Consider the following 23,119-nt stretch of genomic DNA (forward strand, 5'->3'; position numbering starts at 1 on the left):
TACTTTTGGTGTTCGCCACACTTTAGTAGACACGCACGGTGGCTTCGTCGTCAATTGAGGACGACGGCTTTTACACCACTACTTGAGACTCTAACTCGCAGGTGCTGTGCTGTTTCGTCTTTCGTGGCCGGCTTGTGTGTTCCTTGCGTGCGTGATCGCGGCATTTGTGGGGCTGATGGAAGTGGGGCATACACGCGCGGTTCGGAGGGCGGCCACGATGGATATCGCGGATCTCGTGCGGTTTTCAAAAGAGGAAGAGTGAGGCTCGCGCGCTTTTGCTGAGCATACCCAGCGTTGTCGCTTGTCCAGCGAGCCCACTAAAATCCTGTCCCCGGCCCACAGTGTTTTCGAGCATACAGTGCGCAGGCGGTGGCCGGCCGCTCATCGCGCGCCCATGGCGATGATGAGCGGCAAGTACACGAAGCTCAGCGCGGTCGTGATGGTCACCACCATCGAGGTCTGCTCCTCAGCCGTGTGGAAGCGGCTCGCGAGCGCGACGGTGTTGACCGCGGCGGGCATGCTGGCTTCTACAAAAAGAACGGAGGCGAGCAGGCCGTGGATGCCAAGGGCCCAGAGCAACAGCTTCGACGCGATCGGCGTCACCACCACGCGCAGTGCCACGCCGATCCACACGTCCTTTCGCCTGGCCGCGGTCCATTGCGTTCGTCCGAGTTGAATGCCGAGGACCAACAAGACCACGGCTGCGTACGCGTCGCCAAGCAGCTTTGCCGCCGTCGCGAGTCCGCCCGGAAGCGGCTGGTGGAAGGCGCACAGCACGAGGCCCAAGGCGCTGGCGTACAAAAGGGGAGTACGGAACAACGTTCTCCAGCCGCCTTGGCGATCACGCCCGCCCGCCGCGATCGATACACCGAGCGTATTCACAAGGATGATCTGAAGGATGACGTACAGTGTCCCGAGGGAAAATCCCTGCGTGCCATACGCGAGCAGCAGGACCGGGAGCCCGTAGTTTTTGGAGTTGCTGAAGATGGTGGTCAGCATCAGAGAGCGCGACGAAGCGCGATCGAGGCGGAAGATGCGTCCGGCTGCCAGGGCCGACAGCCAGCAGAAGGCGGTGATGGACGCTGTGAAGAGGACGATTTGAAGCGCGTGACTGCCGTGTAGATTGGCCGTCGGCAACGCAGACAGGATGAGCGCCGGTGCCAGGAGGTACAGCGCCACGGCTGCGAGGGAAGAGGTATCCACCTTTTGATATCTGGCGAACAGCGCGCCAGCAAGGCAGGTGACGAGAATGGGCACAGAGACGTTCCAGAGCAGCTCCAGGAAGGCCAAGGCTCTCACTCCAAAATCCATCGGCTGACTTCAAGCATAGCCAGGAGCTGTTCAAGTTGCAATTCAATGAGAGAAGAGAGGGTCATCACAAACTGGACCGTTGGTTGTTTTCCATCGTCCTCGTCGATCTCGCCTTCGAGGAATGGGAAAACGACCATTTTGCTCACGTCGCACCATCGGGAAGACATCGACCCATTGTGCGATCGCGTCTTCACCGTGCGGGACGGACGCGTCACCGAGGATCGCGCAGCAGGATGAAGCCGAGTATCGGCGCTCTTGACAAGGGCCGGTGATTCGGGTATACAGGGGCATGACGGCCTCGGACGCTCGATGTCCCCGCGGCCCTGTGCAAAGTGAATCACGTACGATGTCAGGTGGAGTCTGTCAAACGACAGGCTCCTTTTCGCGTGTTTGGAGGTGGACCGTTGTCAGCCGACGCGCTTCACGTGGCGCAGCTGTCTCTGCTGAATCTGTTCCTCATGCTGGCGGCCGGCGGTTTGGCCAACAGGCTGGCCGAGCGGCTGCGCGTGCCGGACATTGTCCTCTGCGTCGTTGCAGGGTTTTTGCTCGGGCCGTCCGGCATCGCGGTCCTTCGCGTGCCCGCAGGCGGCGCCTTTCACGACGCCGTCCTGTCGCTAGGCGCCGCGTGGCTTGTGTTTCAGGGCGGGCTTGAAATGCGTTTCCGCGTCTTGCGCCGCATGCTCTTGTCCGTGGTGCTCCTCGCCACCACGGGCCTCTTCCTCACGGCGCTCGTCGTCGGTGGTGCAGGTCACCTCGCCCTGGGCCTGCCGCTCGGTTCCGCGCTCCTGCTCGGTTCACTCTTGGCGTCGACCGATCCCGCCTCGCTCGTGCCCATCTTTCAACGCCTTTCCATCCGCGAGCGCGTGGCACAGGCCGTGATCGCCGAGTCCGCGTTCACCGACGCCACGGGCGCCATGTTGACGGCCCTCGTCGAGAGCCGCGTGGTGGCCGGCTCCGGCCCTCCTCATGCTTGGCTCGATCTCGCCGGCGAGGCGGCACGGCTTGCCCTCGGTGGCGCCGCCGTTGGGGCGGCGTTTGGCGTTGCGGCCGCGTGGCTCATCACGCGGCATGCGCCACCGACACCAGGAGGCAGGTCGCTGTACCTCGTGCTCGCGGCGCTCGGCAGCTACGCGCTGGCGACGAACATGGGCACGAGCGGCTTTATGGCGAGCTTTGTCGCGGGCATGGCCATGGTCCACGTGCCCAACAGCTGGCCCCGCCTCGGGGAACGGCACCGCCTGCAGCTCGAGGGTTTTGTCGATGCCATGTCCATGCAGCTGCGGATGCTCATCTTTGTGTCGCTCGGCAGCCAATTGAACCTGCGGCTCATGGCGCATCATCTCGGACTCGTGCTGCTTGTCGTGGCGGCGTTCATGTTCGTCGCGCGCCCGCTCACCGTGCTGGCGAGTCTTCTGCCGGATCGGCGCGCCCGCTGGACGTGGCGCGAGATCGTGTTCTTCTTCTGGGTGCGCGAGACGGGCACCGTCGCCATTGCGCTCGCCGGACTGGTGGCAAGTGCTGGCGTTTCTCACGGACAAGTGTTTACGCAAGTCGCCACCGTGGCCGTGGTGACCACGCTTTTGCTCCAGGCGAGCACGACGCCTTGGGTGGCGCGCTGGCTGGGACTCATCGAGGCTTGATCGCCTGGGACATTCGAAAGCACCAAGCTTCCTGGCTGACGTTTGCCGCCGATTGCGCCGGTTGCGCGGGGGTTTGGGAAATTGGTGATGGTTGGGGTATACTGGACACAAGCCTATTCCAATGGAGGTGTCCTATGGCTACCAACGTCTCCCGCTTGAAGCACACGCGCATCGATCTCGCCGAGAACGTCAAGCAGCGCATGGTGGAGTTGCTCAACACGCACGTGGTTCACCTGACGGATCTCTGGAACCAGACGAAGCTGGCGCACTGGAACGTCCGCGGTCCTCACTTCATCTCGTATCACGAAATGTTGGACGAGCTCGCCGCGCATCTGGTGGAGGCCATCGACAACGTCGCGGAGCGCGCGACGGCGCTCGGCGGGATCGCCGGCCTGCCCATTCAGGACCTGGCGGCGCAGTCGAAGCTGCCGAAGTGGGACCTGTCTGTAACGAAGGACGTCGAGGTGCTGAGGGCGCTCGCAGACCGCTGGGCGATGGTCGCGAACGAGGCGCGCAAGTTCATTGAGGAGTCGGAAGAGCACGATTCGGACACCGCAGATTTGTTCACGGAAGTCTCCAGGCAGCTGGATCAGGACCTTTGGTTTTTGGAAGCGCACATCGAGCACTGACTTAGGGTTGAAGGGCCCCGCCCGCGCGGCGGGGCTTTTTGCTGTTTTCTCGCCGCAGAGGGGCTGCGCCTGTTGCAGAGGCACTCGGCCTATCGCAGAGGGACTGCGCCAGCCGCACACACTGCTCCGCCTCGCCTCGGTTCAATCTCACAAAAACAAAAATAAAACAACACAAAACAGATTCGTTCGTGTATAATCGTTCTTGTAAACGCTTTTGATGATTGCGCGAGAGGGTGAGTCCCATGTTGCGTGTGGCCGCGGTCGATCTCGGCGCTTCAAGCGGGCGCGTCATGCTCGGCCTTTACGATGGCGCTCGCCTGACGCTCGAGGAGCGGCATCGATTTTCGACTCGCCCAGTCCAAATGGGCAATCATTTATGCACGGACGTCGCCCAGTTGCACGCGCATGTCCTGCGCGGCCTCGACGCGTGTCACCAAGATTCCCGCCTCGACGCCGTGGGCATCGACGGATGGGCGGTGGACTTTGGGTTGGTCAATGACCGAGGCGAGCTCGTCGCGCCGCCCCGTCATTATCGCGATCCCGGCCACGAGGCGGGCGTCGTCCGCGCCGGTCAGCTTATCTCCTCGGACGAACTGTTCTTGGAGACGGGCATTCAGCACCTTCCCTTCAACACCATCTATCAGCTTTTGGCCTTGCAGAGCGAGGCGCCCGATCTCATGTCTCGTACCGCATGGCTTCTGCTTTTGCCTGATCTCTTGAACTTTTTCTTGACGGGCATCCCGCGCGCAGAGTTCACCAACGCCACGACGACACAGCTTGTGTCCGCCGAGACGGGGGACTGGTCCGAGAAGCTCCTCGCGCGCCTCGGCTTGCCCCGGCGGATGTTTCCGGATATCGCGGCGCCCGGTGCCACGCTCGGCCCGGCCCGCAGGCTCACGGCCGTCGGCGCGCCGCAGGTGGTGCATGTCGCGTCTCACGACACCGCCTCCGCTGTGGTGGCCGTGCCCGCCCGTCGGCAACCGTGCCTCTACATCAGCTCCGGCACATGGTCGCTCGTCGGAACCACGGTCCCGTCGCCCATCACAAGCCTGCCCGCGGCGAAGAGCAACTTTTCCAATGAGGGCGGCGTTGGCCATTACCGGTTGCTCAAGAACGTCATGGGCCTCTGGATTCTCCAGGAGGTTCAGCGCGAGTGGGCGGCGGCAGACCAGGCGTTGTCCCTCGCGCAACTGCTGCGCGAGGCCGAGGAGAGTCCCCCGTTTGCGCATCTGTTCGATCCCGACCATCCCCGGTTTCTTCATCCGCCCTCCATGCTCGCGGCGATTCGCGAAGCGTGCGAAGAAGGCGGCCGCGCACCGCGCGAAAGGGGAGAGGTCGTTCGCGCCATCCTCGAGTCGCTTGTGCTCAAGTACCGATGGGTCGTCGAAGAGCTTGCGCGCATCACGGGCTACAGCTTCGATGCCGTCCATGTGGTCGGCGGCGGGTCGCAAAACGCGCTCTTATCCCAGTGGACCGCCGACTGTCTGAATCTTCCCGTTTTCGCCGGGCCGGCGGAAGCGAGTGCTTGGGGCAATGCCGTGATGCAACTTGTCGCGCTCGGCGAACTAGGGTCGCTCGATGAGGCGCGGGAACTCATCCGCACTTCCGTCGACATCCGCGTCTACGAGCCCCGCGCGAGCGAGATGTGGGAGGAACCCTACAAGCGCTTTTGCGATCTCGTCTCCGACCCCCATCGCGCAAGCATGGCCCAACTTGAACCATGAGGAGGATACCGACGTGATCGTCACACACGAAGTCAGTGTTCTACAGGAACTCGTCGACCGATCCCGCCGCCTCGGCGCGGACCGCAGCATCTGCAACTGGGGCGGAGGCAATACGTCTGCAAAGACCACGATGCACGATCACATGGGCCGCGAGATTCGCGTCCTCTGGGTGAAGGGAAGCGGGTCCGACCTGGCCGAGGCGACGGAGAAGAGCTTCACCGCGCTCCGGCTCGACGAAGTGATCCCGCTCATGGAGCGCGAGACCATGACCGACGAGGAGATGGTGGACTACCTCGCGCACTGCATGGTCGACGCCAAGCACCCGCGCTCGTCCATCGAGACGCTGCTGCACGCGTTTCTTCCCTTTGCGCATGTGGACCACACGCATCCCGACGCCATCATCGCGCTTTGCACGAGCACCGGCGGCCGCGAGGCGGCTCGCGAGATCTTCGGCGATCGCGCCGTGTGGGTCCCTTACCTGCGGCCGGGGTTCGCGCTGTCCAAGCTCGTCGCCGAAGCCGTGAAGGCCAATCCGCAGTGCGAATGCGTGCTCATGGAAAAGCACGGGCTCATCACCTGGGGCGACACGTCAGAGGCGTGCTACGCCAACACGCTCCGCATCATCCGCGAAGCGCAGGCGTATCTCGCCGACAAGGCGAGGAAACAGCCATCGTTTGGCGGCGAGCGCTTGGCACCGCTCGATCCCGACGCGCGCCGGCGCATCGCAGTCGAAGTCCTGCCGTTCATCCGCGGCCTGGTCACCGAGCGACAAGGCGCCATCCTCTCGTTCGACGACAGCCCCGAGTTCCTCGAGTTTGCGGGAAGCCACGAGGCGCCGAAGTTGTCTCAGGTGGGCGCCGCCTGCCCGGACCACCTCGTGCACACGAAGCGCCGGCCGCTTTTCGTGGATTGGTCGCCGTCCGAAGGCCTAGAAGGCTTAAAGACGAAGCTCAAAGACGGCCTCCTCGCCTACCGGGACGACTACGTCGCCTACTATGAGCGCAACGTCGATCTCGACGTGCCCATGCACGATCCGTTTCCGCGCATCATCCTGATTCCTGGCCTCGGCGCCATCGGAACCGGCAAGAGCAAAAAGATGGCCAACATTGCCCTCGATCTCTACCGGCGCGCCATCGAAGTGATGCGCGGCGCGACGGCCATCGGCGATTTTGTGTCGCTCAACGAGAAGGAGTCCTTCGACGTCGAGTACTGGCCCCTCGAGCTCTACAAGCTGACGCTCGCGCCGCCCGAAAAGGAGCTGTCCCGCAAGGTGGCGTACATCACCGGCGGGGCCGGCGGCATCGGCAGCGCCACCGCTCGACGCCTGGCCGACGAGGGCGCGCACGTCGTGATCGCCGATCTCGCCGCAGACGCGGCCAGGCGCTTGGCGGAGGAGATTTCAGCCGATCATGGCCCGGGTACGGCGGTGGGCGTCGCCTTGGACGTCACGCGCGAGGATGCCGTGGTGCGCTCGATGGAAGAGGCGGTGCTCGCGTATGGCGGGATCGACCTGTTCGTTTCGAACGCGGGCCTTGCAAGTTCGGCGCCGCTCATCGAAACGACGCTCGAGGAGTGGAACAAAAACGTGGCGGTCCTCGGCACAGGCTACTTCCTCACATCCCGCGAGGCGTTTCGCGTCATGGCGGCGCAAGGTCGCGGGGGCGCCATGGTGTTTGTGACGTCGAAAAACGCCGTGTACGCTGGCAAGGACGCGTCCGCTTACAGCGCGGCCAAGGCCATGGAAAACCATCTTGCGCGCTGCCTGGCCGTCGAAGGCGGCCCGCACGGCATCCGCGTCAACATCGTGATGCCCGACGCGGTGATGCAGGGATCGAACATTTGGAACTCCGCCTGGCGCGAGGAACGCGCCCGCGCTTACGGGATCGCGCCGGAGGAGCTGGAGGATTACTACCGCAGGCGCACCCTCCTTGGGGTGAACATCCTCCCGGAGGATATCGCGGAGGCCATTCTGTTCTTCTGCTCGCCGCGATCGGCCAAAACGACGGGGTGCATGCTGACCGTGGACGGAGGCGTCGCCGCCGCGTTCCCGCGGTGAGGGGGCAACATGGGAGAGGAGTCGTGATCGAATGAGTCGCATGGATCAGGCGTACGCCCTGCTTGAGGCGGAATGTCGCGATCGCGGCGTGGACTTGGACGCCGCCTGCCGCCGCCTCGCGGCGCTGGAAGTGGAGACGCCCTCGTGGGGCTATGGCGATTCGGGCACGCGTTTCAAAGTGTTCCGCCAACGAGGTGTGCCGCGCAACCCGTTTGAAAAAATCGACGATGCGGCCGTGGTCCACCGGCTGACGGGCGCCTGCCCGTCCGTGGCCATCCACATTCCATGGGACAAGGTGGACGACTATCGGGCACTGGCGGATCACGCTCGCAACCAGGGCCTTCGAATCGGTGCGGTGAATCCGAACCTGTTTCAGGATGACGACTACATGCTCGGAAGCCTGACCAACGTGCAGCCGGAGATACGGCGCAAGGCCATTCGGCACATGTTGGAGTGCGTCGACATCATGCGCGAGGTCGACTCGAGCGTGCTAAGCCTGTGGGTCCCGGACGGCACCAATTACCCGGGCCAGGGCGACATTCGCCGGCGCAAGCGATGGCTGGAAGAGGCGCTGAGAGAGGTCTACGCGGCGCTTGAACCCGGCATGCGGCTTTTGATCGAATACAAGTTTTTCGAGCCGGCATTCTACCACACGGATTTGGCGGATTGGGGTATGGCGTATCTCGCTGCCGAAAAACTTGGACCACAGGCGCAGGTCTTGGTGGACACGGGCCACCATCCTCAGGGTACGAACGTGGAGCATATCGTCGCGCTTTTGTTGGATGAGGGACGCCTCGGGGGATTCCATTTCAACAGCCGAAAGTACGCGGATGATGATTTGATTGTAGGGGCGATTCACCCCTACGAGTTGTTCCTCATCTTCTGTCAAATTCTCGAGGCTGAACAGTCGGACGATGAGCGCGTTGCCAGCACGGCTCGCTCGATCGCGTACATGATCGACCAGAGCCATGCCATTGAACCGAAGATACCGGCCATGATCCGTTCCGTGTGCAACATCCAGACGCAATTTGCGAAGGCGCTTCTGGTTCCGTGGCACTTGTTGCGCGAACGTCAAGAGGCCAACGACGTTCTCGGCGCGGAGGCGGTGCTTCGTGAAGCGTTCGAGATGGATGTGAGGCCGATGCTCTACAGGCTAAGGGAAGAGAAAGGGCTTCCTGCGGACCCAATCAAGGCGTTTTATGAGAGCGGGTACGAAGAGAAGATTTCTGAGAGAGGGTTCGGGGGAAGTGGGTGGTGATTTTTTTGATTGTGACCGTTTGTGTCTGATTTATATTGACTCTATAGCTGAAAGTGTTAAAATGTTTGGTGAAAGCGAATACAGAGGTTGATGGAATGCGAGGGATTTGGGTTGGGTATTGTGGTATACGACGTGCGGACCGAGTATCGCAGGCGTCCTATGGGGATCACTCAGACTAATCCGAGATTTTCGTGGAAGATTGAGTCTGACATGTGCCGTACCTATCAAGCATCTTACCGAATCCAAGTTGCGCTGGACCAAGAATTCACGAAAATTGTATGGGACTCGGGGATGACAAATAGCGATAAGTCTGTTCATGTACCATATAATGGAGAAAATCTTAAACCGGACACACGCTACTTCGTCAGAGTGAAAGTTGTTGACAATTACGGGCGTGAGTCAGATTGGTCCGAGTTCGAATACTTCCATGTTGGCCCGCTTAGCGATGAAGACTGGAGCGGAGCCGAGTTTATAACGGCTGATTTTGAGTCACCAGACCAAAAAGTGAGTCCTATTCTTCGAAAGGATTTCGAAGTTCATGGTGCGGTCAAGAGAGCCATGCTCTACATCACGAGCCTTGGTTTATATGAGGCGTACTTGAATGGTGAACGCGTTTCGGACTGGGTGCTCACTCCTGGATGGACCAGTTATCACCATCGACTTCAGTTCCAGGCCTTCGATGTCACGGGGCTTGTGACAGATCATAACTGCCTTTGTGTAATGCTGGGCGACGGCTGGTATCGAGGTCCTCTGACATGGAAGAGGTTTAAGAACCTATATGGAGATCGCAGGGCCGTCCTCGCTCTGTTGAGCATCGAGCATGACGACGGCTCGCGCGAGGTGGTAGTTAGCGACGAGACATGGCGGGCCACACGAGGACCGGTGCTCAGCTCTGGTCTGTACGACGGTGAGGTATATGACGCCACGATCTCTTTAACGTCTTTGCTAGCTCCTCATATGGGAGATCACACACAGTGGTCGACCACAACCATTGTTCCAGGAATAAGTAAATCTATACTTGTGGGGCAGGAAAATGAGCCGTGCAGAGTGGTCGAATACGTCCATCCGATCCGTTTCATCAAGACTCCCTCAGGAGACGAAGTAATTGATTTCGGTCAAAATATGGTTGTTTGGGTTGAATTTAGAATTGAAGCGCCTGCGGGGACCAAAATTGAACTTGAACATGCTGAAGTTCTAGACAAAAACGGCGAGTTCTACACGGGTAACCTCAGAACTGCGCAGCAACGGGACATATATATCTGCTCAGGCCACGGAGAAGAAACTTACTCTCCCCATTTTACGTTCCATGGGTTCAGGTATGTGAGGGTGAAAGGGTGGCCCGGGGACCTCGACATCACAAAATTCGTAGGTTGCGTAGTTCATACAGATCTTGAACGTACCGGAGATTTTCGGTGCTCTGACGAGGACGTGAACCGGCTGCAGCACAACATTGTCTGGGGCCAGAAGGGCAATTTCGTCGATGTACCAACAGATTGTCCGCAACGTGATGAACGCCTGGGATGGACGGGCGACGCCCAGGTCTTCGCTTCCACAGCTGCGTTCAACATGAATGTGGCGCCGTTTTTTCAAAAATGGCTGCGTGATCTGAAAGTGGACCAGTATGTAGACGGGGGTGTTCCGCCCGTAATCCCTGACGTTTTCTTTGGGGATCCTGAGCGTCAGCATCAATCATCGAGCGCCTGGGCCGACGCTGCCGTGATATGCCCATGGACAATGTACTTGTACTATGGAGATCTTAGGTTCCTCGAAGAGCAGTATGACAGTATGAAGAGACTTGTGGAATATATGAGATCTCAAGGAAGTTCGGAGTACCTATTTGACACGGGCTTTCACTTTGGCGATTGGCTAGGGCTTGATTCTCCGCCAGGTAGCTACAAGGGTGCTACACCGGACGAATATGTGGCCACAGCTTTCTACGCTTTCTCAAGCAACCTAACGAGTAGAACGGCCACGGCCCTTGGAAGAGACGATGAGGCACGTGAATACTATGAGCTCTATCAACGCGTGTCACAGGCATTCCGTGATCGCTACGTTACTCAAGAAGGGAGGCTTGCTGTTCAGACGCAGACAGCGCACGTACTTGCTCTCCACTTTGATCTTCTCTTACCCCATCAGAGACAGACGTGCGCTAACGAACTGGTTCGTCTGATCCGGGAAAACGGATACAAACTCACAACTGGGTTTGTCGGGACTCCATATTTGTGTCACGTGTTAAGCAATTATGGCTTTCACGATGTCGCGTGTCGGTTGTTTTTCAGTCGAGAATTTCCCTCGTGGCTATACGAAGTGGCTATGGGGGCGACGACCATATGGGAACATTGGGACAGTCTTAAACCGGACGGCACGTTCTGGAGCGATGACATGAACTCGTTTAACCATTACGCTTACGGGTCTATCGGCGATTGGATGTATCGCGTCCTAGGTGGTATTAATCCTGTAGAGGAAAAACCGGGATTTAGGAAGGTGTTGTTGCGACCTCGGCTCACCGACCGTTTAGGCTTTGTACACGTCTCGTTGATGACGCAATACGGGGAACTGGCAGTTGAATGGAGAAGGCATAGCGACAGGACGTTGGGTGTGAGCTTAAGCATTCCGGTAAATGTAGACGCCGAGCTTGATTTGAAACATTTTGACGGATACCAGTTAGGTAGGACCGAGTACGAAAAACTCCTAGTAGTCGACCCGCACGTCAAAGTGTCCGAAAGTGGTCACAAAGTTTGCCTCGGCTCCGGGAAATATCACCTTGTTCTTCAGCCGATTTAATGATCTTCTGTATTAACGCAGGAGGTATGGAAGTGATAGAACACAATGTTGCTAAGAAGGGACACGAGTTAGAACGGGACGTTTCAGCACCGGCTACAGCGACCGGCGCACCAACAAGGGGTTCTATGCGTGGTGAGCTACGCAAAGCGCTGTTGCTCATACCAAGTGTATTGCTCATACTGTGCTTCAGCTATTATCCGGCGGTGCGTGCCGTAGTCGGCTCATTTACACAGTGGAACGGGTTCAATGCGCCTGTGTTCGTGGGATTCCAGAATTACGTCAGCTATGTGACCTCGTCGACGTTTGGCGTCGAGATGAGGAACATTTGCATTCTGTTTATCGGAGGGATTCTCGCGTCAATTGTGTTCCCGTTTATTGGAGCAGAATTGCTGAACGGGCTGCCTAATGGAAGGGCGCAAACTGTTATCAAGTATCTGTTTGTCATACCCTTAGCGATCCCTCAAGTGGTTCTCATCTATATTTGGGCCAATTTGCTTAATCCTAATACTGGAATGGTTGACGCCTTGCTGTCGCTGGCTCACGTGTCTCCAATTCAGTGGTTTAGCGGGCCCCGTACTGCATTGCTTTCAATTCTACTGATTGGTTTTCCTTGGATCTCACAGCTCTCGTTCCTCATTTTGCTCGCAGGTCTTCAAAGCATAGAGAAGGACATACGGGACGCTGCCATGATCGATGGTATTGGTGCGTTTGCAAGGGTGTTTAAAATCGACATTCCAATGATCATGTCGCAAATACAATTTGTAGTTGTGATATCTGGTATTGGAATTGTCCAAAACATCGTACCGATACTCCTTCTTACCAACGGCGGGCCGGGAAATGCGACCATGGTACCAGGATTTGACATGTACGAATCTGCGTTTCAGTACAACGAGCTTGGCTACGGAATGGCAATTGGGACCTTGCTGTTTGTTGCAATGATGGCAGTGACGTTAATTGTGCTGAGGGTCTTTCGAGCGAGGACATAACGGTGTATGACTCTTAAACTCGCGTGAGGGGGTGATCGCGGGACGGCTCAGGTTGTAAGACAAACTTCCCTAAACCAATGTAGCTGCTTCTTTACGCGTCTATGCCTGGAACGAGGGTGCGGATACCAAGTTAGCGAGAGGGGTAAATGTGTATGCCAAAGAAGTACGTAAACGCGAGAAAGGCAGCTTTCGCCGCCGGTGCATCGATTGTATTCCTTGGCGCGGCAACGGGATGCGGTTCGACCGCTGGTTCGAAAACTCAAGCCGCTTCGACCGCTGCCAGCAAGAAAAATTACGTGATTACGATACAGTTACAGCCTAATACCGGTACTGCGACGTCCAGTCAAAACAAGCCCTTTTACGAGCTTACACAACGGTATCACAAACTCCATCCCAACGTAACGTTTAAGTTTATACCTGACAACTACACGGACATTGGACAGGCTAATGCAGCTTTGATTACCGAAGCTGCAGCGCATTCGGCACCAGACATCGTCTGGGAGCAGTATGGCCCGGTGAACAGCGGTTCAATTCCAAATGGAGTGTTGACGAATTTATACCCTTACTTAAACGAGCCAGATCCATATGTAAAGGGCAATAAAAGATGGATTGACCTATGGAAGCCACAGTACATTCCCTATATGACAAAGGCACCAGGCCAGATTTATATTCTCTTAGGATCTGCAATCGCAACAGCTATCGTTTACAACAAGCAAGATTTTCAGAAAGCACACATTACCACTGTTCCAACGACGTTCGCGCAGTGGGTTGACGACATGAAGAAACTAAAGGCTGCAGGCATCACGCCATTCATGTTCGCGACAGCTGGTCAGTGCAACCCATCGTGGTTCGAGAGAAAGATTGCATCTTCGTTTTTGGCGTACGAGATACCGAAGTTCGATGTGAATAACAGCCAGGTTGTTACCGGATTGGATATCGCGGTCGGCGTGAAAAAGGGCATCATATCGATGAAGAATCCGCAGTACGCCGCGGGCTGGAAGTTGCTCGAACAGCTGAAGCCTTACCTCGCACCCGGTTCATCGCAGTATGACGTATGTGCACAACTTAACTCGGTCAGCCCGCCTTTGTCGCCACTACCGGCCTTTGTTCAGAATAAGTTTGCAATGATGTGGGTTCACACGGGGCTCTTGCCTCAGCTTAACAGTTTGGGGTTCGCAGGCAAATACGGGTTCTTCTCATTCCCAACAATTACAAAGGCATCTAGCCCGTATGCCACAGGTGTGAATGTCAGAGGCGTTGTGGGCGGTCCTAACGGTTCTGGCGAGTGGTCAGTCACGTCGCAGGCTGCCGACTCTTCTATGACGCCTGACAAAGTGAAGCAAGTTGTGGACTTTCTGATGTATGCATACGCCCCACAAAATGAAGGGGCATGGGTCGCCAGTATGGGGAATGACGCTTATATCCCGATTATTGAAGGTGCATCAGGAGGTGGAATCCCCGGGACACAAGCTCTTCTACCCCAAGGGAAGACGATTCCAAAGACAGTAGACTCCATCATAAATGATGCGTTGACTGTTCAAGCTCATGACCAGGCAGAAAGGATTTTGCAGGATTATGTAAGCGGAGGGATTAGCTTCAATCAGTTTGCGAACGAGTGGGATTCCATGCTACAGCAGGCAACTGTCCAGTGGGCACAGCAAAATGGAGTTAATCTGAATAAATATGTAAAGTAATGGGGTGTGGGGGTATCTCGGTATCCATGATACCCCCACCAGGAAGGAAGTGAGCCATTTGCGTGGTCGAGCACATGCTGTGAACTACACGGTTCTTACAATTTTGCTGGTGATGACCTATATTCCATTTCTTCAGGTCGTGGCCAACTCCGTTAAGAGCGACGCACAACTGGCCTCTCATCCGTTGGGTGTACTGCTGACTTTCCACTATCAAAATTATGTAACAGCTTGGGATGGCATGTGGGGGTATTTGCTAAATACTGTGATTGTTGCGGGCGCCTCGGTGTTAATAGGGGTTCCGTTCGCTGCGGCAGCGGGCTACGTCTTCGCAACTTCGAAACTGCGATTGGTGAAGTACGCGTTCTATGCATTTCTTGCCTTAACCATGATTCCCTCAACTCTAACGCTCATACCGTTGTTCGTCGAAGTAAAGACTTTTGGGCTTTATAACACATGGTTGGCGTTAATGTTGCCTTACGCCGCTGGGAGTAACCACTGCTGGTGTATCTGTTCAGAGTGTTCTTTGAAGGTCTGCCCGCTGAATTGTTTGAGAGTGCCCGAATTGATGGGTGCACAGACTTCGGGATTTTGATTCGTATTATCTTCCCACTGTCACTCCCTGTATTTATCACGGCTACGGTACTCATGTTCATTAATATTTGGGGAGATTATCTATGGCCTGACATCGTCTTGCCCAATTACAAATTATTAACCGTTTCTCCTGGGTTGGAAACTTTCTTGGGCAGTTTTGGAGCAACCGGGCACGGGCAAGGTGCAGCATTCGCTGCCAATGTCCTAGCAATGGCACCGATAGTGATATTCTTAGTGTTGACTATGAGGTATTTCGTGAACGGGGTAACGTCGGGGGCTGTCAAGGGATGAGTCATTTCTCCGCACATATTCAAGACACGGGGGATGAAACGAATGAGTGTTCCGATTAGGCCGACTCAACGAATAGCGGCCCTTGCTGTGCTCTCGACACTCTTTGTTCTCATGTGCTCCGTGATTGTAAATTGGGCGCTCAAAAGGGACCCAGCAACTCGCCCGTTGAGCGTTGAGAGCTTTCGTAGCACCGAGGACACGAAGACCGAACTAAATCCAGTCCAATCAAATTACCCGAATAGGTGGCATGGACTTCGCTTAGCCGATAAACGGTTTCTCGATGTTATATTTGGAGCGCACGTTGTGAATAGTGAAAACGATTCTGTTAGAATTGCTTCCGATAAACCGATACTCTTCTCTGCCCCTTGGTGCCCTTATTGTGCGCTGACAGAACATTTACTATCGAGCGAACATCTTCTTCAAAAATTCACGATTGTTGGCGTTGACATCAATGGCTCCGATCCCACCTTTGGCGTTCCTCCGCATCAAGCTGGCAATGGTACTCAAGCGCGAGAGGTCTTCCAGGCAGATTGGGATTACTACGGAATTGCATTTCCAACTTCTTCGTTGTTGTTCGCGCTTCCGAGTAATCCGATTAATTCAGTTGTGAAATCATACCCGACGTACGTCATTCCACACGACGGAGCGTGGTATGTGGGGTACGGATACAACGGGTCATCTGCTTTCTGGAAGGAGGTGCTCGGGTGAAACTGTCTGCGAGGTTGGCTAAGTGCGGTGCGCTGGCTTTGAGTAGTATCTCCATTTGTGCAAGTGCGTATTGGAGCATTTTTCTACATTGGCATGCTTGTGTGCTATGCTGGGTTGAAAGGTGCTTAATGTTTGGCGTACTTGTATCGTGGTTGGTCCCTGTTCGAACGCTTCGGTTTTTTATTCCGATTGCGGGCTGTTTAGTGGGGACATATCAATGGTTTATACAAATTAACCACATGTCGTTTTTTGCTTGTTCAAGCTCGAATCCGTGTGATCAGGTATACTTTTCGCTTGGTCCTTTTACGAATGCTGCATTGGCAGCAATCTCGTTCTTTGTTCTGTCTGTGCTCGGTGCTCTGGGGTCCTACTTGAGGGCAAATTCACCCGAAGCGGTCGATGAAGTGTGGGAAACCAGTTGAGTTGAGATTTCTTATACTGAACCGTTAATTTTATGGACATCCTCACGAGGAAGTGAACCGTGCGAATGCTCCCAGTTGAACGACAACGAGCCATATTGCACTACTTGAACGAGCGCGGCAGCATCCGCGTCAAAGAGCTCAGCCGGATGTTTTCCGTGACCGAGGAAACGGTGCGTCGGGATCTTCACATCCTCGAGATGGAGGGCAAACTGCGCCGCAGCCATGGCGGCGCAGTTCGTATTGACGACGACACCCCGGCGGAGACGTCGTATCTCATTCGCGAATCCGAGCACGTGCCGGAGAAAATGGCGATTGCTCGCGCGGCCATTGGCTACGTCGAGCAAGGGGACAGCATCATCTTGGATGCGAGCAGCACAGCGCTGCACGTGGCGAACGCGCTCCCCAATATGCCGCTCACGGTCCTGACCAATTCGCTGAAAGTCGCGTTAGAGCTCGCGTCTAAAGACAAAATCGAAGTGATTTCCACGGGTGGGATTTTGCGAGCGAGTTCATTGTCCTACGTCGGGCCGATGGCGGAGGAGGCCATTGGCCGGTTCCACGTGAACAAGGCGTTCCTCTCGTGCAAAGGTGTTCACGTGGAACATGGCTTCACGGAATCCAACGCCTTGCAGGCGCTTGTGAAGCGGAAGATGGTCGAGATCGCAGACATGCTGATTCTCCTTGCAGACCACAGCAAAATGCAGGCGCGCGACTTCACGAAGGTCGGCGATGTGGACGAGATCGACTTGCTCATCACGGATGAAAAGACGAGTGAGGACGATGTTCGCGCGTTTGAACAAGCGGGTGTGCGCGTGGTGCGTGGGGGATCGGAGCAATCGAGCGCATGAAGGATGCCGGGCGCTTCAGGAGCGACCCGGCTGTTTCATGGCGTCCGGCCCTGCGGCGCGAATCAAGAAGCAGATCACGCGGGCTGGGCCGTGAACGCCAATGGTCTGATCGTTCTCGATGTCCGAGGAGCGGCTCGGCCCGCTGATGAAATGCACGTACGCGGGCAGGCGATGGACTTGGGCGTCATGTCGCAGGCGGGCCATGACGTCGCCGAGGCTTTGCACAATCTGCTCTTCCCGCATGATGACGATGTGGACGAGCGGAACCTGGTGCACCGTGCGGCCGGCCGCGCCACCTGTCGTGAGCACGAGGGTCCCCGTATCGGCCACACCGAAGCGGGCGCCCGTGATGCCGACGTCGATGTCGGTCACCGGTGCCTCCCCGAATCGGCGGACCTGCCACTTCGCAAGGACGGGCTCCACGTCGGCGGGCCACGGCGCTTCTCTGCCCCATGCGCCGATGGATCGAGCATGGAGGTGGCCAAGCGTCTCGTCGAGGGCCCGGCGTACGGCGATCTCATCTTCACAGCGGACGATCTCGCCCGCAAGGGCCTGAAACCTCGCGCAGAAGGTCTCCACGATCTCCTCGCGGCTTGACGTGCGATGGGCCCAAAAGTCGGGCGCGCCGACGGCGTCCCGGTGTGCGGGCGGTGCGCCAGGGTTTCGGCCGAGTCGCGCCGCGATGTTCGCCAAAAATGCCGCCCTATCCACGTTTTGTCCCTCGCTTTCTTGCCAGCCACCACTCGCGGAACGTCTGTTGTCCAAGTGCGGGGAAATCCCTGCGATCCGTCCATCCGGCAAGGGGCCCCAGTTTCGCCCGAATGACGCCATTGCGCACGAATCCGCCCTGGAGTCGGCGAGCCAAGCGGATGGCGCCGAGGTAGCGCTCGGAACGCGAGAACGTCACGCGATATGCGGCGAACGCCGCTTTTTCTCCGGTTTTGCCGCCGGTTTTCGCGACAAACCGCTGACGCTCTTTGACGAGCATGTCATGAAGCGGGATTTTCACCGGACACGCCTCGTAACACGCGCCGCAAAGGCTGGACGCGTACGGCAAGTCCTGATACGCCTCTCCGCCTTCGAGCAGCGGAGACAGCACCGCGCCGATGGGGCCGGGATAGACGGAGCCATACGCGTGGCCGCCAATTTGGCGATAGACCGGGCAGACGTTGAGGCACGCGCCGCAGCGGATGCAATGGAGCACCGCCTGGAAGTCGGGATCGCCCAGTTGCCGAGAGCGGCCGTTGTCGAGAATGACGACGTGCATCTCTTGGGCGCCGTCCAAGTCGCCGCCGCGCCTGGGGCCGGTCACCATCGACAGGTAGGTGATGGTGTTTTGGCCGGTGGCGCTCTTCGGCAGAAGGTGTGCGAACACCTCGAGATCGGCGAGCGTCGGCAGGATGCGCTCCATGCCCATGAAGACGATGTGGGTCTTCGGCAGATTCATGACGAGATCGGCGTTGCCCTCGTTGGTGAAGAGCGCAATGGAGCCGGTCTCGGCGATGCCGAAGTTGCAGCCGGTGATGCCGATGTCCGCGGTCAGGTACATCTCGCGCAGTCGGCGGCGGGCGAAGGCGACGAGATCGCGCGTGTCGGTGGTGAGGTTTTGCCCGCCGTCCGCCTCGAAGAGCGCCTTGATTTGAGCGCGGGTTTTGTGGATGGCCGGAATAATGATGTGGGACGGGGTCTCGTGCGCAAGCTGCACGATGTACTCGCCGAGATCGGTCTCCACAACCTGGACGCCGAGTTGCTCGAGGTGGTGATTCAGGTGGACCTCCTCGGTCACCATGGACTTCGACTTGACCACGCGCTTGGCGGATGTTTTCCGCACGATGTCGGTGACGACGGCGCGGGCCTCGTGGGCATCGGCGCAGAAGTGGACGTGGGCACCGAGCCGTTCGAGGTTGTCCGCGAACTCGGCCAGGTAGGCGTCCAGGTTTTCGATGGTGTGGCGGCGGATGGCTTCGCCGCGATCGCGCCATGCCTCCCAGTTGCCGAAGTCCTCGGTCACGGCTTGTTTTCGATTGCGGAGCCGGTCGGTGGTGAAGTGGACGGCACCGCGGAGAAACTCGTCCTCGAGGGCGTGCTTGGCGCGCTGGCGCACGGATGATTCGGGGCTCATGCGGTCACCTCCTCGGTCAGGCCCGCGGCTTCAGCGAGAAGCTCGGCGAGATGCATGACGCGCACCTGGGCGCCGCGGCGGGAGAGGGTGCCCTGGATGTTCATCAGGCAGCCCATATCCGTCGACACGAGCACGTCGGCGCCGGTTGCGAGCACGTTGTCGGCCTTTTCGTCGGCCATGGTGCTTGAAATTTCGCTCATCTTCACGGAGAAGGTGCCTCCGAAGCCGCAGCAGTCGCGGGCGTAGGGAAGGTCGATGATCTCGAGATCGCGCACGTGGCGAAGGAGCTCAAGTGGCTCGTCGCGCACGCCGAGAAGGCGCGAGCCGTGGCACGATGGATGGAATGTGACGCGGTGCGGGAAACGGCCGCCGAAATCCACCTTCTGCAGGCGATGGACGAGAAACTGGGAGAGCTCGTAGGTCTTGGCCGCGAGGCGCTCCGCTTCCTGCGAGAGCGCCGGATCGCCCGCGAAGAGGCTCGGGTAATAGTGGCGAATCATGCCCACGCACGATCCCGACGGGCTGACGACCGCGTCGGCGTCGGCAAAGGCCTCGAGGAGCGTGCGCGCGACGTGGCGCGCCTCGTCCGCGTAACCGCTGTTGAACGCGGGTTGTCCGCAGCAGGTCTGGGCGAGGGGAAATTCGACCTCACAGCCGCTCGCTTCGAGCAGCCGCGTCGTGGCGATGCCGACGCGCGGAAAGACGGCGTCGACAATGCAGGTGACAAACAGGCTGACTTTCATGATGAAGACCTCCATGACCGCGGCGCAGTCGGCGCTTGCGACACGCCTTTGCCTCAAGTGTACCGCTTACACGGTCGGCGCGCATCGGTAAAGGGGATTGAAGGTAGCTGCCATGGCCATTATAGCAAATCAACCAAAAACAAATAAACAAAATTACATAGAAAACAAAAGAATCGAACTTCCTCGGGATTCCAGGAGCATGGACGCATACACACGCTGTTGGATGGGAGACATTACGGCCAGGCTGGGAGGTGAAACCTGTGACCATCGCGCAGCAGGTGAAGACGACGCTCGCGAACCTGAAGAGCGCGCAGGCGAACCTCGAATCGTTCGCACTCGCGACCGAGAATCCAAAAGCAAAGCAACTGTATACGCAGGCGGCGCAACAGACGGAGCAGGTGGTGCAACAGCTGCAACAGCGCGTCGCCGAGATCGAGCAAGAGGAGCCGCAGTATAAGGGCTTCTGATGTCGCAGCTGCCAGGGAGCAAGCTCCCTGGCTCGCTTCACGTCGCTGGGGGTGGGCGAGTGGCTGAGTGGTTGACCGTGGTGGTTCGATCGCTGATCGCGTTCGCCGCCATGTTTCTGTTTGCGAAACTGATCGGCAAGCGGCAGCTTTCGCAGATCACGTTTTTTGAATACATCGTCGGGATCGCCATTGGGGACATGGCGGCCATTATCCCGGATCAGCTTCAGGCGCCGCTGTATCACGGGCTTCTGCCGATGGCGGTGTACACGGCGCTGCCGATCCTCTTGAGCTACGTCGCGCTGAAAAGCAAGAAGGCGCGCGACATCCTCGAGGGCAAGGCGCGCGTCCTGATTCAAAACGGGCGGATTCTGGAGGACAACCTGCGCAAGGAGCGCATGTCCACGGACGAGCTGCTGGAACATCTGCGCGCGAAGAACGTGTTCAAAGTTGCGGATGTGGAATTTGCCATCATGGAGTCCAACGGCTCGGTGAACGTGATGCTGAAGCCGGAGTCGGAGCCGGTGACGCCGAAACGCCTTGGGTTGAAGGTGGCGAGCGAGTCGCAGCCGCAGGTGGTGATCATGGACGGCGAGATCATGGATGAGGGGCTGGCGACGCTTGGCTTCAACCGCCGTTGGCTGAAGGGGGAGCTGGAGAAGCTCGGCGTGGCGGTGGAAAACGTCTACCTTGGGCAGGTGGATGCCGCGGGGCAGCTGTACGTGGATTTGTACGACGATCGGATTCAGGTCCCGGAGCCGAAGGCGCGCGAGTTGACACACCTATTGCTCAAGCAGGCCGAGGCCGACCTCGAGCGGTTTGCGCTTTCCACAGAAGACGAATCCGCGAAAAAGGCGTATGCGGCGATGGCCGCACAAATCCAGCGCGTTCTGGAAGAGACAGAGCCCTACCTGATTCGCTAGAGAGGGGATGCGACATGCCGAAGGCACAGCTGAAAAAGGCGACGCCTGTCATGCAGGCGTATCAGCAATTTGCGTCTGCGCGCGAGCCGGCTCGGCCCATGGTGCGCAATCTCGTCATCGCGTTTGTCGCGGGCGGCCTGGTGTGTGTGGCGGGGCAGGCAGTGAGCGACTTCTTCGTCCACGTGTGTGGATTCAGCCGCAAGGATGCGGGCAATCCCACGGTGGCCGTGCTGATTGCCGCCACGTGCCTCCTGACGGGCCTCGGCGTGTTCGACAACATCGCGCGGTACACGGGCGCGGGCACGGCCATTCCCGTGACGGGATTTGCCAACGCCATGGCATCGGCGGCGCTCGAGGCGAGGACCGAGGGATGGGTGCTTGGCGTCGGTGCCAACATGTTCAAGCTGGCTGGGGCCGTGATCGTCTGGGGCGTCGTGGCGGCGTTTTTCATCGGGCTCATTCACACGCTCGTCGCACCGGGGAGGTAGACCATGCTCACAGGACACCAGAGCTGGGCGTTTACAAATCGGCCGATGCTCATCTCGACGGCGGCCATCGGAGGTCCGATGGAGGCGAAAGGTCCGCTCGCCGACGACTTCGATCTGCTGCACGCCGACATCCGCATGGAGCAGAAGAGCTGGGAGCAGGCGGAGCGCACGCTGCTGGACGAGGCGTGCCAGAAGGCCATCGAGAAGGCGGGCATCACCAAGGACGCCGTCTCGTTTCTCATCGCCGGAGACCTGATGAATCAAATCATCTCGTCGTCGTTCGCGGCGCGGACGCTCGCCATGCCGTATCTCGGCATCTTCGGGGCGTGCTCGACGTCCATGGAGGGGCTCGCGCTTGCGTCGCTCCTGGTGAACGCGGGGGCCGCGCGCTACGTCCTCGCCGCGACGGTGAGCCACAACGCCGCGGCCGAAAAGCATTACCGGTATCCGACGGAGTACGGCGCGCAGAAACCGCCCACCGCGCAGTGGACCGTCACGGCCGGTGCGGCCGCAATCGTCGCGCCCAACGACGGCAAAGGGGAACATCCCATCGTCACGCGCGCCACGATTGGCCGCGTGGTCGACATGGGACTCTCGGACCCGTTCAACATGGGCGCTGCGATGGCGCCAGCCGCGCTCGACACGCTCATCAGCCATTTTCGCGATTTCGAGCTTCCCCACGACTATTACGATCTCATCCTCACGGGCGATCTCGGCCGCGTCGGCTCCCGCATCCTCAGAGACCTTTTGGTGGAACATCGCCTGCGAATTCCGCAGGATCGGTACCACGATGCGGGCGTTCTCATCTACGGCGATCTCCCCGAGGTGATGGCCGGGGGAAGCGGCTGCGGCTGCTCCGCATCGGTGGCCTACGGCCATATCCAGCGGCGCCTGCGCGATGGCGACCTCCGGCGCGTGCTCGTCGTGGCGACCGGTGCGCTGTTGTCGCCCATTTCGTATCAGCAGAAGGAAACCATTCCTTGCATCGCACACGCGGTGGCCATGGAGTGGCCCGAACCTCATTGCGACGTGGGGAGGGGTGCGCGGTGACGTATCTGTGGGCATTTCTCGTCGGCGGCGCCATCTGTCTCATCGGCCAGTTCCTGATGGATGCCTTTCGCCTGCCGCCGGCCAACGTCGTCTCCATCCTCGTGGTGGCGGGCGCCGTGCTTGGCGGCCTCGGACTGTACGATCCCATTGTGCGATTCGCGGGGGCCGGCGCGACTGTGCCCATTACCTCGTTCGGCAATGCGCTCGCTCAGGGCGCCATCGCGGAGGGCAAGGCACACGGGCTCATCGGCGTGATCACCGGCATTTTCGAGCTCACGAGCGCCGGTATCTCTGCTGCCATCGTCTTCGCGTTTCTCACCGCGCTGTTCTTTCGCCCGAAAGGTTGAACCGCGCCCCGTCGCGATGCGCCACGGCCGCGATCGCGTT

Annotated in this window: 22 protein-coding genes; 17 read left to right on the top strand and 5 right to left on the bottom strand. The window is 58.5% G+C overall.

Annotated features, from left to right (window positions below; genetic code table 11):
* Positions 1-381 precede the first annotated feature (381 nt).
* Positions 382-1,290, bottom strand: coding sequence for an AEC family transporter (locus BW934_RS08930; RefSeq protein WP_234969701.1), 909 nt, complete (start codon positions 1,288-1,290; stop codon positions 382-384).
* Between the two features lie 5 nt (positions 1,291-1,295).
* Entirely contained in the window at positions 1,296-1,457 is a 162-nt protein-coding gene (locus BW934_RS14995; protein WP_159437312.1) for a hypothetical protein, read from the bottom strand.
* Positions 1,458-1,715: 258 nt separating this feature from the next.
* Between BW934_RS14995 and BW934_RS08935 the strand changes: the two genes are divergently transcribed.
* From BW934_RS08935 to BW934_RS08980, 12 genes are all read left to right on the top strand, one after another.
* Positions 1,716-2,951, top strand: a complete 1,236-nt coding sequence (locus BW934_RS08935) for a cation:proton antiporter (RefSeq protein WP_076347273.1) — start codon at positions 1,716-1,718, stop codon at positions 2,949-2,951.
* A gap of 134 nt (positions 2,952-3,085) precedes the next feature.
* Complete coding sequence (gene dps / locus BW934_RS08940) at positions 3,086-3,580, top strand: DNA starvation/stationary phase protection protein Dps (protein ID WP_076347275.1); 495 nt, start codon at positions 3,086-3,088, stop codon at positions 3,578-3,580.
* Positions 3,581-3,822: 242 nt separating this feature from the next.
* The gene (locus BW934_RS08945; RefSeq protein ID WP_084182550.1) at positions 3,823-5,304 is read left to right on the top strand and encodes a rhamnulokinase; all 1,482 of its coding nucleotides are present in this window, start codon (positions 3,823-3,825) and stop codon (positions 5,302-5,304) included.
* 13 nt (positions 5,305-5,317) lie between these two features.
* Positions 5,318-7,360, top strand: coding sequence for a bifunctional aldolase/short-chain dehydrogenase (locus tag BW934_RS08950; protein WP_084182551.1), 2,043 nt, complete (start codon positions 5,318-5,320; stop codon positions 7,358-7,360).
* 31 nt (positions 7,361-7,391) lie between these two features.
* The gene (gene rhaI, locus BW934_RS08955) at positions 7,392-8,618 is read left to right on the top strand and encodes an L-rhamnose isomerase (RefSeq protein ID WP_076347279.1); all 1,227 of its coding nucleotides are present in this window, start codon (positions 7,392-7,394) and stop codon (positions 8,616-8,618) included.
* Positions 8,619-8,708: 90 nt separating this feature from the next.
* Positions 8,709-11,402 carry an alpha-L-rhamnosidase gene (locus BW934_RS08960; RefSeq protein WP_456151137.1) on the top strand — a complete coding sequence of 898 codons (2,694 nt, stop codon included), beginning with the start codon at positions 8,709-8,711 and terminating at the stop codon, positions 11,400-11,402.
* A gap of 32 nt (positions 11,403-11,434) precedes the next feature.
* Positions 11,435-12,388 carry a carbohydrate ABC transporter permease gene (locus BW934_RS08965; protein WP_159437313.1) on the top strand — a complete coding sequence of 318 codons (954 nt, stop codon included), beginning with the start codon at positions 11,435-11,437 and terminating at the stop codon, positions 12,386-12,388.
* Between the two features lie 152 nt (positions 12,389-12,540).
* On the top strand, positions 12,541-14,082 hold the full coding sequence (locus BW934_RS08970; protein ID WP_076347283.1) for an ABC transporter substrate-binding protein: 1,542 nt from the start codon (positions 12,541-12,543) through the stop codon (positions 14,080-14,082).
* Positions 14,083-14,161: 79 nt separating this feature from the next.
* Positions 14,162-14,674, top strand: coding sequence for an ABC transporter permease family protein (locus BW934_RS15085; RefSeq protein ID WP_143232612.1), 513 nt, complete (start codon positions 14,162-14,164; stop codon positions 14,672-14,674).
* On the top strand, positions 14,599-14,964 hold the full coding sequence (locus BW934_RS15480; protein WP_407639958.1) for a carbohydrate ABC transporter permease: 366 nt from the start codon (positions 14,599-14,601) through the stop codon (positions 14,962-14,964). Before BW934_RS15085 ends, BW934_RS15480 begins: the two co-directional genes overlap by 76 nt.
* 303 nt (positions 14,965-15,267) lie before the next feature.
* The gene (locus BW934_RS14835; RefSeq protein ID WP_143232614.1) at positions 15,268-15,672 is read left to right on the top strand and encodes a thioredoxin domain-containing protein; all 405 of its coding nucleotides are present in this window, start codon (positions 15,268-15,270) and stop codon (positions 15,670-15,672) included.
* Positions 15,673-16,159: 487 nt separating this feature from the next.
* On the top strand, positions 16,160-16,942 hold the full coding sequence (locus BW934_RS08980) for a DeoR/GlpR family DNA-binding transcription regulator (RefSeq protein ID WP_076347287.1): 783 nt from the start codon (positions 16,160-16,162) through the stop codon (positions 16,940-16,942).
* Positions 16,943-16,957: 15 nt separating this feature from the next.
* Here the strand turns inward: BW934_RS08980 and BW934_RS08985 are convergent, their stop codons facing one another.
* Genes BW934_RS08985 through BW934_RS08995 form a run of 3 tightly spaced genes read right to left on the bottom strand, consistent with a single transcriptional unit; the run spans position 16,958 to position 19,807 of the window.
* On the bottom strand, positions 16,958-17,653 hold the full coding sequence (locus BW934_RS08985; RefSeq protein ID WP_076347289.1) for a LutC/YkgG family protein: 696 nt from the start codon (positions 17,651-17,653) through the stop codon (positions 16,958-16,960).
* A complete protein-coding gene (locus tag BW934_RS08990; RefSeq protein ID WP_076347291.1) occupies positions 17,646-19,064 on the bottom strand; it encodes a LutB/LldF family L-lactate oxidation iron-sulfur protein in 1,419 nt (472 codons plus the stop codon). The genes BW934_RS08985 and BW934_RS08990 overlap by 8 nt, the downstream gene beginning before the upstream one ends.
* Positions 19,061-19,807, bottom strand: a complete 747-nt coding sequence (locus BW934_RS08995; protein ID WP_076347527.1) for a (Fe-S)-binding protein — start codon at positions 19,805-19,807, stop codon at positions 19,061-19,063. Before BW934_RS08995 ends, BW934_RS08990 begins: the two co-directional genes overlap by 4 nt.
* 260 nt (positions 19,808-20,067) lie before the next feature.
* Between BW934_RS08995 and BW934_RS09000 the strand changes: the two genes are divergently transcribed.
* From BW934_RS09000 to spoVAE, 5 genes are read left to right on the top strand one after another with little or no spacing between them, the layout of a single operon-like run.
* The gene (locus BW934_RS09000; RefSeq protein WP_076347293.1) at positions 20,068-20,274 is read left to right on the top strand and encodes a DUF1657 domain-containing protein; all 207 of its coding nucleotides are present in this window, start codon (positions 20,068-20,070) and stop codon (positions 20,272-20,274) included.
* 59 nt (positions 20,275-20,333) lie between these two features.
* Positions 20,334-21,194, top strand: a complete 861-nt coding sequence (locus BW934_RS09005) for a DUF421 domain-containing protein (protein ID WP_076347529.1) — start codon at positions 20,334-20,336, stop codon at positions 21,192-21,194.
* Positions 21,195-21,208: 14 nt separating this feature from the next.
* A complete protein-coding gene (spoVAC, locus tag BW934_RS09010) occupies positions 21,209-21,682 on the top strand; it encodes a stage V sporulation protein AC (RefSeq protein WP_076347295.1) in 474 nt (157 codons plus the stop codon).
* A gap of 3 nt (positions 21,683-21,685) precedes the next feature.
* Complete coding sequence (gene spoVAD, locus BW934_RS09015; RefSeq protein ID WP_076347297.1) at positions 21,686-22,732, top strand: stage V sporulation protein AD; 1,047 nt, start codon at positions 21,686-21,688, stop codon at positions 22,730-22,732.
* On the top strand, positions 22,729-23,079 hold the full coding sequence (spoVAE, locus tag BW934_RS09020) for a stage V sporulation protein AE (protein WP_076347299.1): 351 nt from the start codon (positions 22,729-22,731) through the stop codon (positions 23,077-23,079). The genes spoVAD and spoVAE overlap by 4 nt, the downstream gene beginning before the upstream one ends.
* The last annotated feature ends 40 nt before the right edge of the window (positions 23,080-23,119 follow it).

The sequence above is a fragment of the Alicyclobacillus vulcanalis genome (assembly GCF_900156755.1).
Taxonomy (GTDB): domain Bacteria; phylum Bacillota; class Bacilli; order Alicyclobacillales; family Alicyclobacillaceae; genus Alicyclobacillus; species Alicyclobacillus vulcanalis.

Excerpts from the sequence above, each read along its gene's own strand:
- BW934_RS08980 (WP_076347287.1), top strand. The coding sequence starts at position 16,160 with ATGCTCCCAGTTGAACGACAACGAGCCATATTGCACTACTTGAACGAG.
- BW934_RS08945 (WP_084182550.1), top strand. The coding sequence starts at position 3,823 with ATGTTGCGTGTGGCCGCGGTCGATCTCGGCGCTTCAAGCGGGCGCGTC.
- BW934_RS08960 (WP_456151137.1), top strand. The coding sequence starts at position 8,709 with ATGGAATGCGAGGGATTTGGGTTGGGTATTGTGGTATACGACGTGCGG.
- spoVAD (WP_076347297.1), top strand. The coding sequence starts at position 21,686 with ATGCTCACAGGACACCAGAGCTGGGCGTTTACAAATCGGCCGATGCTC.
- BW934_RS08995 (WP_076347527.1), bottom strand. The coding sequence starts at position 19,807 with ATGAAAGTCAGCCTGTTTGTCACCTGCATTGTCGACGCCGTCTTTCCG.
- spoVAC (WP_076347295.1), top strand. The coding sequence starts at position 21,209 with ATGCCGAAGGCACAGCTGAAAAAGGCGACGCCTGTCATGCAGGCGTAT.
- rhaI (WP_076347279.1), top strand. The coding sequence starts at position 7,392 with ATGAGTCGCATGGATCAGGCGTACGCCCTGCTTGAGGCGGAATGTCGC.
- dps (WP_076347275.1), top strand. The coding sequence starts at position 3,086 with ATGGCTACCAACGTCTCCCGCTTGAAGCACACGCGCATCGATCTCGCC.
- BW934_RS08970 (WP_076347283.1), top strand. The coding sequence starts at position 12,541 with ATGCCAAAGAAGTACGTAAACGCGAGAAAGGCAGCTTTCGCCGCCGGT.
- BW934_RS08990 (WP_076347291.1), bottom strand. The coding sequence starts at position 19,064 with ATGAGCCCCGAATCATCCGTGCGCCAGCGCGCCAAGCACGCCCTCGAG.